General features: G+C 67.2%; 14 protein-coding genes. 9 read left to right on the top strand and 5 right to left on the bottom strand.

Annotated elements, in window-relative coordinates; all coding sequences use genetic code 11:
- Window positions 1-164: 164 nt before the first annotated feature.
- A complete protein-coding gene (locus Q0263_RS17385) occupies window positions 165-650 on the bottom strand; it encodes an Lrp/AsnC family transcriptional regulator (protein ID WP_298019361.1) in 486 nt (161 codons plus the stop codon).
- A gap of 231 nt (window positions 651-881) precedes the next feature.
- Between Q0263_RS17385 and Q0263_RS17380 the strand changes: the two genes are divergently transcribed.
- The 5 genes from Q0263_RS17380 to hslU all read left to right on the top strand — a co-directional run bounded on the left by Q0263_RS17380 (window position 882) and on the right by hslU (window position 5,692).
- Window positions 882-1,871, top strand: a complete 990-nt coding sequence (locus tag Q0263_RS17380; RefSeq protein ID WP_298019360.1) for a nucleoside recognition domain-containing protein — start codon at window positions 882-884, stop codon at window positions 1,869-1,871.
- Between the two features lie 159 nt (window positions 1,872-2,030).
- Window positions 2,031-3,137, top strand: a complete 1,107-nt coding sequence (locus Q0263_RS17375; RefSeq protein ID WP_298019356.1) for a GTP-binding protein — start codon at window positions 2,031-2,033, stop codon at window positions 3,135-3,137.
- A 78-nt stretch (window positions 3,138-3,215) separates the two neighbouring features.
- Entirely contained in the window at window positions 3,216-3,656 is a 441-nt protein-coding gene (gene dksA, locus Q0263_RS17370; RefSeq protein ID WP_298019353.1) for an RNA polymerase-binding protein DksA, read from the top strand.
- Between the two features lie 162 nt (window positions 3,657-3,818).
- The gene (gene hslV, locus Q0263_RS17365) at window positions 3,819-4,352 is read left to right on the top strand and encodes an ATP-dependent protease subunit HslV (protein WP_298019351.1); all 534 of its coding nucleotides are present in this window, start codon (window positions 3,819-3,821) and stop codon (window positions 4,350-4,352) included.
- Between the two features lie 8 nt (window positions 4,353-4,360).
- Window positions 4,361-5,692, top strand: a complete 1,332-nt coding sequence (gene hslU / locus Q0263_RS17360) for an ATP-dependent protease ATPase subunit HslU (protein ID WP_298019347.1) — start codon at window positions 4,361-4,363, stop codon at window positions 5,690-5,692.
- Window positions 5,693-5,753: 61 nt separating this feature from the next.
- Here hslU and Q0263_RS17355 read toward each other — a convergent pair whose 3' ends face one another.
- Window positions 5,754-6,113, bottom strand: a complete 360-nt coding sequence (locus tag Q0263_RS17355; protein WP_298019345.1) for a copper-binding protein — start codon at window positions 6,111-6,113, stop codon at window positions 5,754-5,756.
- Window positions 6,114-6,163: 50 nt separating this feature from the next.
- Here Q0263_RS17355 and Q0263_RS17350 point away from each other — a divergent pair, with 50 nt between their 5' ends.
- The gene (locus tag Q0263_RS17350) at window positions 6,164-6,670 is read left to right on the top strand and encodes a GNAT family N-acetyltransferase (RefSeq protein WP_298019343.1); all 507 of its coding nucleotides are present in this window, start codon (window positions 6,164-6,166) and stop codon (window positions 6,668-6,670) included.
- Between the two features lie 42 nt (window positions 6,671-6,712).
- Window positions 6,713-7,261 (top strand): cob(I)yrinic acid a,c-diamide adenosyltransferase, encoded by a 549-nt coding sequence (locus tag Q0263_RS17345; RefSeq protein WP_298019341.1) that lies wholly within the window; start codon window positions 6,713-6,715, stop codon window positions 7,259-7,261.
- Here Q0263_RS17345 and Q0263_RS17340 read toward each other — a convergent pair.
- A complete protein-coding gene (locus Q0263_RS17340; RefSeq protein WP_298019338.1) occupies window positions 7,252-7,779 on the bottom strand; it encodes a carboxymuconolactone decarboxylase family protein in 528 nt (175 codons plus the stop codon). The genes Q0263_RS17345 and Q0263_RS17340 overlap by 10 nt on opposite strands.
- 80 nt (window positions 7,780-7,859) lie before the next feature.
- Window positions 7,860-9,185, bottom strand: coding sequence for an aspartate aminotransferase family protein (locus Q0263_RS17335; protein ID WP_298019336.1), 1,326 nt, complete (start codon window positions 9,183-9,185; stop codon window positions 7,860-7,862).
- An 85-nt stretch (window positions 9,186-9,270) separates the two neighbouring features.
- Between Q0263_RS17335 and Q0263_RS17330 the strand changes: the two genes are divergently transcribed.
- On the top strand, window positions 9,271-10,134 hold the full coding sequence (locus Q0263_RS17330) for a MurR/RpiR family transcriptional regulator (RefSeq protein ID WP_298019334.1): 864 nt from the start codon (window positions 9,271-9,273) through the stop codon (window positions 10,132-10,134).
- Window positions 10,135-10,140: 6 nt separating this feature from the next.
- Window positions 10,141-11,190, top strand: coding sequence for a C45 family peptidase (locus Q0263_RS17325; protein ID WP_298019332.1), 1,050 nt, complete (start codon window positions 10,141-10,143; stop codon window positions 11,188-11,190).
- Here the strand turns inward: Q0263_RS17325 and Q0263_RS17320 are convergent.
- On the bottom strand, window positions 11,174-11,491 hold the full coding sequence (locus tag Q0263_RS17320) for a c-type cytochrome (RefSeq protein ID WP_298019329.1): 318 nt from the start codon (window positions 11,489-11,491) through the stop codon (window positions 11,174-11,176). The genes Q0263_RS17325 and Q0263_RS17320 overlap by 17 nt on opposite strands.
- Window positions 11,492-11,517 lie beyond the last annotated feature (26 nt).

The raw sequence follows: 11,517 nt of genomic DNA, 5'->3' as shown, positions 1-11,517 counted from the left end.
TGCCCTGCGGCGAAGAGACCGAACTATAGCACAGCTTTTTTACGCCATGCAAGTCATCCCGACATTTATCGAAAATATCGCGCCAGGCCCGTTCTCGCCGCATAGGCCGGCCCGGTTTCTTGCCGCATGGGATGGTCCGGTGTTCCCTATGTATAGGGCGACCGTCAGGCCTGGGAGACGGGCAGCTCGGTGGTTTCCTTGATGGATTGCAGGGCGAAGCTGCTGCGGATGTCGATCACGGCGGGATGGCGCAGCAGGGTATCCATGGCGAACCGCGAAAAGGCGGACAGGTCGGACACTTGCACGCGCAGCAGATAGTCCATGTCGCCCGACATGGCGTAGCACTGCGTGACCTCGGGCCAGCCCTGCACGTCCTGGACGAAGCCGGAGATGGCGCTGTGTTCGGCTCGATGGGATTTATCCAGACGCACGGAAATATAGGCCAGCAGGCCCAGGCCCAGGCGATCCGGATCGGCCAGGGCGACGTAGCGGCGGATGTAGCCCTGCTCTTCCAGGCGCTTGACGCGGCGCAGGCAGGGGCTGGGGGACAGATCGACCCGCTGGGCGAGCTCTTGGTTGCTGATGCGGCCGTCCTGCTGCAGATGCATCAGGATGAGCCGATCGGTCTGGTCCAGGTCCTCGGGCGTCATGGGGCTTCCGGTGTGAGTCGAGCATCGACGGAATCTTCAGAATAGAGGCTGGGGGCTGCGCTGGCAATCCCGAGCCATCCCGGGCATCCCTTCCTGGAAGACGCCGGACCGCGCGCCCTTGCCATGTCCGCGCGAGGCCCGTTTACACGGCGCCCCGTCGCCCGCTTACAATTTCCGGGCCAACGGGGCCGCAGGACGAGCCGGCAGCCAGGCGCCTTCTTCCGCACAACCATGACGATTCTTCACTATCTGAACACCATCCGCCAGCGCAGCACGCGCATGTTCATGACCATCGCCCGCATCATGGTGCCCGTCATGGTCATCGTCTACGCGGCGGACCGGTTCGGACTGGTGCGGCTGGCCGGGGAGACCCTGGCGCCCGCGATGTCGCTGCTGGGGCTGCCGCCGCAGGCGGGCATCATCTGGGTCACCACCGTCATCACCAACATCTATGGCGGCATGGCCTCGATGGCGGCGCTTTCCGACAGCCTGCAGATGAACGTGGCCCAGGTCAGCGCCCTGGGGGCCATGATGCTGTTCGCCCACAATGTGCCGACCGAGCAATCCGTGGTGCGCCGCGCCGGCGCCAGCGCCCTGGTCACGGGCGCGCTGCGGGTGGTGGTCGGCATTCTCTATGGCGCCGCCGTCACCTGGACGTGCCACGCCATGGGCTGGTTGCAGGACCCCGTTTCGTTCGCCTGGATGGGCCAGGACGCCGGCCTGACGCAGGGGCCGCCGGACTTCGGGACCTGGCTGCTGTCCACCGTGCAGTCGCTGCTGCTGGTGCTGGTCGTGATCATCGGCATGGTGATCCTGCTGGACCTGCTGGAGCGCCTGGGGATCACGCGCCTGGTGACCCGGCTGCTGACGCCCGTGCTGCGGCTGTCGGGGCTGGAGGAACGCGCGGCGCCGCTGACCACGGTGGGGGTGCTGCTGGGCCTGGCGTACGGCGGCGCCCTGATCATCGAGGCTGCCGAGCGCGAGGGCTTCAGCCCGCGCACACGCCTGCTGGCCCTGTCCTGGCTGTCGCTGTGCCATGCCCTGATCGAAGACACGCTGCTGATCCTGGCGCTGGGCGCCAACATCTGGGTGATCCTGGTCTGGCGCGCGCTGCTGACCCTGGGGATCCTGGCGGCGATCGCCGCGCTGACGCAGCCCCACACGCGCTGGGGCAGGCGCCTGACCGCCCGGGCCGGCGGCCCGTCCGCCCCGCCTGCCTGATCCCGCTCCAACGCCCCTTTCCTCCCGAGTTTGCCCTAAACCCCCGCCTATGATGTAATCGCATGCTGATCGCCCGAACCCCTTGACAAGGACCGCAAGGTCAGAATGACGTTCTGACAGACGGCATCGTCGGGGCGGCGCATCGCATTCGAGGTCATCATGAACGCTGCCAATCCCGCCCGAACCCCTGATTCCATGATTCCCGTCACCGTGCTGACGGGATTCCTGGGCGCGGGCAAAACCACGCTCCTGCGCCGGATCCTGACGGAATTCCACGGCCAGCGCATCGCCGTCATCGAAAACGAGTTCGGCGAGGAGAACATCGACAATGACGTGCTGGTGCAAGACAGCGACGAGCAGATCGTCGAACTGAGCAACGGCTGTGTCTGCTGCACGGTGCGCGGCGACCTGATCCGCACGCTCAACGACCTGGCCGCCCGCCGCAAGGCCGGCGGCATCCGGTTCGACCGCGTCATCATCGAGACCACCGGCATGGCCAATCCGGGGCCGGTGTGCCAGACGTTCTTCATGGACGACGACATCTCCGAGACCTACCGGCTGGACGCGGTCATCACCGTGGTCGACGCCAAGCACGGCATGGGCGCGCTGGACCGCCAGGAAGAGGCCCAGCGCCAGGTCGGCTTCGCCGACCGCATCCTGATTTCCAAGAAGGACCTGGTCAACGAGGCCGACTACGAAGCCCTGCGCGCCCGCCTGGTGCGCATCAATCCCCGCGCCTCGATCACGCCGGTGCATTTCGGCGAAACCGATCTGCACACCCTGCTGGACGTCAGCGGCTTCGACCTGGACGCCATCCTGGACATCGATCCGGAATTCCTGGCCGAAGAAGACGCGCACGATCATCATGGGCACGATCACGACCACGATCATGACCACGACGAAGACGGCCATGTCTGCGGCGCGGGCTGCGCCCACGATCACCACGACCACCATCACGCCCACCACAGCGACGACATCGGCGCCTTCGTGTTCCGGTCCAACCGGGCGTTCGACCCGGAACGCCTGGAAGACTTCCTGGGCGGCATCGTCCAGGTCTACGGCCCGGACCTGCTGCGCTACAAGGGCATCCTGTACATCAAGGGCATCAAGCGCCGCATGGTGTTCCAGGGCGTGCACATGATGATGGGCGCCGAACCGGGCGCTCCCTGGAAGGCCAGTGAAAAACCGAATACCCGGCTGGTGTTCATCGGCCGTAAACTGCCTCAAGACATCTTTACTCAGGGGCTCGAACAATGCCTGGCCTGACCGCCCACCCCACGCTGCCCCGCTGTACTCTCGGGATGCGGACGACAGGCCCCGGCACATAATAAGGAAGGACACAACATGGCTAGCAAATCCGGCTCCAAATCGACGGCCAAGGCCCTGACCGAAAAAGAACTGTTGGCGATGCCCGAACAGGACTACATGAACGACGCCCAGCTCGCCTTCTTCCGGGATCGCCTGCACCAGCTCGAACATGAAATCCTGACCAACGCGGGCGCCACCACGGAAAACCTGCGGGAAACCCAATACGTCCCGGATCCGGCCGACCGGGCCACGATCGAGGAAGAACACGCGCTGGAACTGCGCACCCGCGACCGCGAGCGCAAGCTGCTGAAAAAGGTCCAGCAGGCCATCGCCCGCATCGACGCCGGGGAATACGGCTGGTGCGAGGAAACCGGCGAACCCATCGGCATTCCGCGCCTGCTGGCGCGCCCCACGGCCACGCTGTCCCTGGAAGCCCAGGAACGCCGCGAAATGCGCCAGAAGCTCTACGGCGACTGATCCGGGCGCTGTCGACCCCACGCAAGGCCACGGCTCCAGCTCCTTCGGGAGCCGGGGCCGTTTTCATTCACGGGCCGGCGAACCCACGGTCCGCGCCGGCGGCAAGCCTTGAATTCCGCCGCCGCCATCCCCATCTGCAAGGTCTTGGACCAAGAGAACGCCATGGAACAATTTCACGCCACCACCATCGTCTGCGTCCGCCGCGGCAACGACGTCGCCCTGGGCGGCGACGGCCAGGTCACGCTGGGCAACATCGTCATCAAGGGCACGGCCCGCAAGATCCGCCGCCTGTACCACGACAAGGTCCTGGCCGGGTTCGCCGGCGCCACGGCCGACGCCTTCACCCTGCAGGAACGCTTCGAGGCCAAACTGGAAAAACACCAGGGCCACCTGATGCGCGCCGCCGTCGAACTGACCCGCGACTGGCGCACGGACCGGGTGCTGCGACGGCTGGAAGCGATGCTGATCGTCGCGGATCACGAACACACCCTGATCCTGACCGGCAACGGCGACGTGCTGGAGCCGGAGCACGGCATCGCCGCCATCGGGTCGGGGGGCGCCTACGCCCAGTCGGCCGCCCGCGCCCTGCTGGACGCCACCGAGTTCACGCCGGCGGAGATCGTCAAGAAATCCCTGGAGATCGCCGGGGAACTCTGCATCTACACCAATCAGAACCACATCGTCGAAACGCTATAAGGCCCGCCATGTCCGCCACCCCCATGACCCCCAAAGAAATCGTCTCGGAACTGGACAAGAACATCGTCGGCCAGGACAAGGCCAAGCGATCCGTCGCAGTGGCTCTGCGCAATCGCTGGCGCCGCCAGCAGGTCGCCGAACCTCTGCGCCATGAAATCGTCCCCAAGAACATCCTGATGATCGGCCCGACCGGCGTGGGCAAGACCGAAATCGCCCGCCGGCTGGCCAAGCTGGCCAACGCGCCCTTCATCAAGATCGAAGCCACCAAGTTCACGGAAGTCGGCTACGTCGGCCGCGACGTGGACACCATCGTGCGCGACCTGGTGGACGTGGCCGTCAAGCAGGTGCGCGAGACGGAAACGCGACGCGTGCGCACCCAGGCCGAAGACGCCGCCGAAGACCGCATCCTTGACGCCCTGCTGCCGCCTTCGCGCAATGCCCAGGGCGATCCGGAACGCGAGGAAACCAACACCCGCCAGGTGTTCCGCAAGCGCCTGCGGGAAGGCAAGCTGGACGACACCCAGATCGACATCGAGATCACCCAGGCGCCCGCGCACATGGAAATCATGGCGCCTCCGGGCATGGAGGAAATGACGGAACAGCTGCGCGGCATGTTCGCCGGCCTGTCGCAGGGCAAGACCAAGACCCGCAAGCTGTCCGTCAAGGAAGCCTTCCGCCTGCTGACCGAAGAAGAAGCCGCCCGCCGGATCAACGAGGAAGACCTGCGCACCCAGGCCGTCACCCTGGCGGAGCAGCACGGCATCGTCTTCCTGGATGAAATCGACAAGATCGCCACCCGCCAGGAAGCGGGCGGCTCGGACGTCTCCCGCCAGGGCGTGCAGCGCGACCTGCTGCCCCTGGTCGAAGGCACGTCCGTGAACACCAAGTACGGCATGGTCCACACCGACCACATCCTGTTCATCGCTTCGGGCGCCTTCCATCTGTCGCGGCCGTCCGACCTGATCCCCGAGCTGCAGGGGCGCTTTCCGATCCGGGTGGAACTGGATTCGCTGAGCACGGACGATTTCGTGCGCATCCTGAGCAGCACCGACGCCTCGCTGACCAAGCAGTACAGCGCCCTGATGGCGACGGAGGACGTGACCCTGGAATTCACCGAGGAAGGCATCCGGCGGCTGGCCGAACTGGCCTTCGAGGTGAACGAGCGCACGGAAAACATCGGCGCGCGCCGTCTGTACACCATCATGGAAAAACTGCTGGAGGACCTGTCCTTCGAGGCCGCGAGCCCCGGATCGCAGTCCGTGGTGATCGACGCCGACTACGTCAACGACAAGCTGTCGGAAACGGCTGGCAGCCAGGACCTGGCGCGCTACGTGCTGTAGCGGTCCGCCTGACGGGATCGGCTTCCGGAATCCCCGCCACGGCCCTCCCTGGCGGGGATTTTCATTTCTTTTCCAGCGCCAGGATGCGGTACTGGCCCTGGACGCGCGTCGCCGTGAAATTCACGGAATCCCCCGCCGCGATGCCCCGCAGCAAGGCGGGGTCCAGGTGATAGACCAGCGTCATGGCGGGGATGTCCAGCTTGCTGATCGCACCATGGCGGATGGCGATCTTGCCGGCAGCGGCATCGACGCGCACGACCTGGCCGCTGGCCTGGGCCTGCACGGGCTGGGCCTGCGCGACCGCCGGTGCCGGCCAGACCAGCGCGGCGGGCGCCGCGACGGCGGCTGACAAGAGAATCCCCGGCCCGGCGCCGCGCAGGGCGGCCAGCAGGTTCAGGGTGCGCAAGGCGGGAAAACGCATGGGCTACACTCCATTCATCAATCCAAGCATACCGCGAAACAGAGTCCATTTTGCCTACCCCCGTTCCCGGCTACATCCTTCGACCCGCCACCGAATCCGACATTCCCGCCATCCACGCCCTGATGCTCGAAATGGCCGTCTTCGAAAAACTGACGGACATCTTCAAGGCCAGCCACGACAGCCTGCGCGCCAGCTTCTTCGGCGCCGAACCCGCCGCGCGCTGCCTGGTGATCACGACCGAAGGCGCCCCGGACACGGCCATCGCCTACATCATGTGGTTTCACAACTATTCCAGCTTCCTGGACCGGCGCGGCCTGTATCTGGAAGACGTCTACATCTCGCCCGCCCACCGGGGGCAGGGCCTGGGCGGCTGGGTGCTGAAGCACCTGGCGGCCATGGCGGTGGAACTGGGCTGCGGCCGCTTCGAATGGGTGGTGCTGGACTGGAACCGGAATGCCATCGACTTCTACAAGCACCACGGCGGGGAAATCCTGGACGACTGGCGCGTCGTGCGCGTCACGGGCGAGGCGCTGCAGCGCCTGGCGACGCAGGACTGACAGCCGCGACATCCTCTTTCAAACCTGCCCCAGGAGCCTTCCATGTCGATCCGCGTCTCCATCGTCTCCACCCGCACCGGCGACGACGGCACCACCGGTCTGGGCGACAAGACCCGGGTGCCCAAGGACGCTCCGCGCATCGCCGCGCTGGGCGACGTGGACGAACTGAACAGCGCCATCGGGCTGTGGCGCGCGGTCGGCCTGCCGGCGGAAGTCGACGCCCTGCTGGACCGCATCCAGCACGATCTGTTCGACCTGGGCGGCGAGCTGTGCATTCCCGGCTGGACGGCGCTGAAGGAAGAACACGTCCTGCGCCTGGACGAGGCCCTGGCGCACTACAACGCGTCGCTGGGTCCGCTGCGGGAATTCATCCTGCCCGGCGGCTGCCCCGCCGCCGCCCACGCCCACATGGCGCGCACCATCGCGCGCCGCGCGGAACGGTCGGTGGTGACGCTGTCGCGCCAGGAAACGGTGAACCCGCCGGTGCTGCATTACCTGAACCGGCTGTCGGACCTGTGTTTCGTGCTGGCCCGCCACCTGAACCGGGCCGCGGGCGTGCCGGACACGCTATGGGAACACGGTCAACGCTGATCGTCGGAATGCACCTGCAAGGCTTCCAGAAAGCGCGACACCATGTTGTAGGCGGCGATCGTCGCCGTCAGTTCCACCAGCTCCGCTTCTGAAAAAAACGCCCGGACGGCGGCGAAGACCGCATCGGGGACCTGCACAGAGCGCGTCATGGCGTCCGCGTAGTCCAGCACGGCGGCCTGGCGCGGATCGAACACGCCCGACGGCGGCGCGGGCAGCGCCAGGGCATCCAGCTGGTCCTGGCGCAGGCCTTCGCGCAGGGCGATGGGCGCATGCTGGTCGGCCTCGTAGGGCGCCCGGTTCAGATGGGCGATACGCATGATCACGAGTTCGCGCAAGGCGCCGTCCAGGCCGGATTTCTGGCGGATGGCCGTCAGGTACGTCAGCCAGCCTTCGGCCACCGGGGGGCTGTGCAGCAGCATCTGGTACAGATGCAGCACGCTGCCGCGTTCGGCGATGATGCGCTGCGCCAGATCGGCGGCGGCGCCCTGCCGCAAGTCGGCGTAAGACAGTCGGGCCATACGGGTCTCCATGCAAGACGCCGGGCATCCCGCCCGGCAGGGGTTCGCGGCAACCGGGGCGCGGCCGGACGTGGCGGTTCTCAGGCCGGCAGGACCTGGCGCACCGTGCGGTCCAGCAGCTCCACGATCCGGTCGATATCGGACGCCGTGCAGATGAACGGCGGCGCCAGCAACACGTGATCGCCATGCACGCCATCGATCGTGCCGCCCATGGGATACATCATCAGGCCGTTTTCCATGGCCTGCTTCTTCAGCCTGGCATGCGTTTTCAGGACGGGGTCCAGCACGGTCTTGCCGGCCCGATCCTGCACGAATTCGACGCCGACGAACAGGCCCCGGCCCCGGATGTCGCCCACGTTCGGGTGATCGGCGAACACCTCGCGCAGGCGCGCCCGCAGCTGTTCGCCCCGGACGCGCACATTGGTCAGCAGATCGTCGCGCTCGATCACCCGCTGCACCGCCAGGGCGGCGGCGCAGGCCGTGGCATGCCCCATGTAGGTGTGGCCATGCTGGAAGAAGCCGCTGCCCCGCACGATGGTGTCGTACACCCCGCGGCTGGCCAGCAGCGCGCCGATGGGCTGGTAGCCCGCCCCCAGGCCCTTGGCGACGGTCAGGATGTCGGGAGCCGCGCCGTCCTCGGCGCAGGCGAACAGGTGGCCGGTGCGCCCCATGCCGGACATGACCTCGTCCAGGATCAGCAGCACCCCGTGCCGGTCGCACACCTGGCGGATGCGCTGCAGGTAGGTGCGCACGGGCGGTACGGCGCCCGCCGTGGCCCCCACCACGGTTTCCGCCACGAACGCCGCCACCCGGCCGGGGCCGATCGAACGGATCATCGCGTCCAGCTCGTCCGCCAGGCGCTGGGCATAGGCCTCCTCGGTCTCGTCGGGCCGCTGATCGCGGTAGGCATAGCAGGGCGATACGTGATGGGCCGGCGTCAGCAGCGGCAGAAACGGCTGGCGCCGCCAGGCATTGCCGCCGATGGCCAGCGCCCCCAGAGTATTGCCGTGATAGCTCTGGCGCCGGGCGATGAACTGGCTGCGGTCCGTTTCCCCGCGCTCGACGAAATACTGCCGGGCCAGCTTCAGGGCCGCCTCGACCGATTCCGACCCGCCCGACACGAAATAGACGTGGTCCAGATCGCCGGGCGCCCGCTGCGCCAGGAAGTCCGCCAGATCCTCGCAGGCCTGCGTCGTGAAGAACGAGGAGTGGGCATAGGCCACCTGGTCCAGCTGGTTCTTGATGGCGGCGATGACGTCCGGATGCCCATGCCCCAGACAGGATACGGCCGCCCCGCCGGACGCGTCCAGATAGGCGCGCCCGTCCTCGTCAAACAGGGAAATTCCCTGGCCGCGCACGGCATGTTTCAGCGTATGCTGGGGATTCCGGTGGAATACGTGTGTCATGATCGGATTCAACAAATGTTTCGTTTATCATATAACATGAAACACACAAATCAAACACCAAACCGCAATCTTCAACGCTCGCGTCATGTCGGCACCACATTCTCTGGATGAACTCACCCGCCTCATACAATCCCGGTACAAGGACCTCAGCCCCCAGTTCCAGGCGGGGGCCCGCTACCTGATCGACCACCCGACCCAGGTCTCGACCCTGTCGGCGCGCAAACTGGCGGCATTGGCCGGCGTGCAGCCCGCCACGCTGGTGCGCCTGGCCCAGCACCTGGGCTACTCGGGCTGGGACAGCCTGAAGACCATCTTCACGCAGGAACTTCACCCTCCGGGCGCCTACGCGGCCCGCGCCCAGTCCCTGGTCCGACACCCGGAATCGACCCAGGCCGCCTGGCAGGCCGCCGCCCGCCAGCAGACGGCCAATCTGCTGGCCCTGGAACACGCCAATCAGGCCGCCCTGGCCCAGGCCGTCGCCCTGCTGTCCGACGCCCGGCGCATCGTGATCGCCGGGTTCCGATCCTGCTACCCCGCCGCCTTCAGCCTGCGCTACCTGTGCAGCCTGTTCCGACCGGACGTGCTGCTGCTGGACGACACCGGCGGCGCCATGAGCCTGGACCTGCACCACCTGCGGCCCGACGACGCGGCGATCCTCATCAGCTACGCCCCCTATTCCCGCGAGGCCATCGAACTCGCAGACGCGCTTCCGCCCCAGGGCTGCCGCGTCCTGGCGCTGTGCGACAGCCAGCTCGCCCCGATCGCGCTGCACGCCGACTGCGTGCTGACCTTCACGACCCAGGGACATTCCTTCTTTCCGACCACAGTGGCCATCCAGGCCCTGGTGGAGATGCTGGCCCAGCAACTGCTGGTCCACGGCGGCAAAGCCGCCATCGCGGAACTGAGCCGCGCCGAAGCCCGGCTTCACGCCACAGGCGCCTACCGGTGAATTCCCATGACGATTGATCATTCCCCGCTTTTCTGGCTGGAGGCCCACGGATCCCATCATGAAATCGGCCTGGCCCTGGGCCGGTGGGGCGCGCGGGCTTGCCAGCGGCATCTGATCCATTCGCCGGCCTGGGCGCAGGTCATGGCCCATCGCCACGACCCAGCCGTACCGGCCCTGCGCGCGATGCTGCACCGGCATTTCCCCTGGATCGAGCAGGAACTCGCCGGCCTGGCGGAAGGCCTGGGCCTGCCGCCGGAAGACGTGTTCCTCTGGAATTGCCGGGGCGACCTCTGGGCCCTGGCGCCGGACGGCTGCACCACGGTGCTGGCGCCGCAACGGCTCAGCCACAACGAAGACGGAGACCCCGGATTCGCCGGCGCCTGCGGCCTGGCCCGGATCCGCCCCATCGACGCGCCCGCTTTCGTGTCGTTCCTGTATCCGGGTTCGCTGCCCGGACACACCTTCGCCGTCAACGGGGCCGGGCTGGCCATCACCGTCAACAACATCCGCGCCCGGGAAGCCCGGGCGGCGGGGCTGCCGCGCATGGCGCTGACCCGCGCGCTGCTGGCCGTCCAGTCACCCCCGCAGGCCATCGCGCTGCTGCAGGCGCATCCCCGCATGGGGGCTTTTCACCTGGGCATCGGCCAGCCGGGCGGCGCCGGCACGTTCAGTGTGGAGTTCAGCCAGGCGGCGGTCTCCGTGCAACCCATCCGCCAGGCCAGGCGCCTGCATGCCAACCATGCCCTGCACGAAGCCCAGCGGGATCTGCCCCAGATCGTCACGGAATCGTCTTCGCGCCGCCAGGCCCGGGGAGCGGCGATGCTGGATCGGCAGGCCGACGCGCTGGACATCCTGCGCGACACGGAAGACGGCGCCGAACCCATTTTGCGCCTGTCCCCGGCCGACACCGACCAGGAAAACACCCTGGCCACGGCGGACATCGATCTGTCAGGCGAACAGGTCCGCTGGGCCGTCTACAGCCCGGGCGGCCGCCAACCCGACTACCGGTTCGACGGCCTGCGCCAACCCCCGGCGCCGCCTACTTGGCGCGGCTGACCATGTATTCGACGGCGGCGCGCAGCGCGGCGTCGTCGGCCTTGGTGCCCCCGCGGGCCGGCATCGCGCCCTTGCCGTTGGTGGCGACCGTCATCATTTCATCCATGCCGCGCGCGATGATGGGCGCCCAGGCCTGCTTGTTGCCCAGTTTCGGCGCGTTGGCCGCGCCGGTGCTATGGCAGGCGACGCACGCCGACTTGTACAGCTTCTCGCCCTGTTGCAGGGTGCCGCCATCGTTGGCCATCGACACGGCCGGAATCAGGGCCAGGCTCAGGGTGGCGATACTCAGGGTCTTCAACATGCTCATCTCCGTCATTCAGGTGCCTT

Source organism: uncultured Castellaniella sp., from assembly GCF_937988725.1.
In the GTDB taxonomy this organism is placed as follows: domain Bacteria; phylum Pseudomonadota; class Gammaproteobacteria; order Burkholderiales; family Burkholderiaceae_B; genus Castellaniella.
Note: the sequence above shows the minus strand (reverse complement) of the source record. Positions and strands in the feature narration are given on the sequence as shown.

Excerpts from the sequence above, each read along its gene's own strand:
- Q0263_RS17385 (WP_298019361.1), bottom strand. The coding sequence starts at position 650 with ATGACGCCCGAGGACCTGGACCAGACCGATCGGCTCATCCTGATGCAT.
- Q0263_RS17380 (WP_298019360.1), top strand. The coding sequence starts at position 882 with ATGACGATTCTTCACTATCTGAACACCATCCGCCAGCGCAGCACGCGC.
- Q0263_RS17375 (WP_298019356.1), top strand. The coding sequence starts at position 2,031 with ATGAACGCTGCCAATCCCGCCCGAACCCCTGATTCCATGATTCCCGTC.
- dksA (WP_298019353.1), top strand. The coding sequence starts at position 3,216 with ATGGCTAGCAAATCCGGCTCCAAATCGACGGCCAAGGCCCTGACCGAA.
- hslV (WP_298019351.1), top strand. The coding sequence starts at position 3,819 with ATGGAACAATTTCACGCCACCACCATCGTCTGCGTCCGCCGCGGCAAC.
- hslU (WP_298019347.1), top strand. The coding sequence starts at position 4,361 with ATGTCCGCCACCCCCATGACCCCCAAAGAAATCGTCTCGGAACTGGAC.
- Q0263_RS17355 (WP_298019345.1), bottom strand. The coding sequence starts at position 6,113 with ATGCGTTTTCCCGCCTTGCGCACCCTGAACCTGCTGGCCGCCCTGCGC.
- Q0263_RS17345 (WP_298019341.1), top strand. The coding sequence starts at position 6,713 with ATGTCGATCCGCGTCTCCATCGTCTCCACCCGCACCGGCGACGACGGC.
- Q0263_RS17340 (WP_298019338.1), bottom strand. The coding sequence starts at position 7,779 with ATGGCCCGACTGTCTTACGCCGACTTGCGGCAGGGCGCCGCCGCCGAT.
- Q0263_RS17335 (WP_298019336.1), bottom strand. The coding sequence starts at position 9,185 with ATGACACACGTATTCCACCGGAATCCCCAGCATACGCTGAAACATGCC.
- Q0263_RS17330 (WP_298019334.1), top strand. The coding sequence starts at position 9,271 with ATGTCGGCACCACATTCTCTGGATGAACTCACCCGCCTCATACAATCC.
- Q0263_RS17325 (WP_298019332.1), top strand. The coding sequence starts at position 10,141 with ATGACGATTGATCATTCCCCGCTTTTCTGGCTGGAGGCCCACGGATCC.
- Q0263_RS17320 (WP_298019329.1), bottom strand. The coding sequence starts at position 11,491 with ATGTTGAAGACCCTGAGTATCGCCACCCTGAGCCTGGCCCTGATTCCG.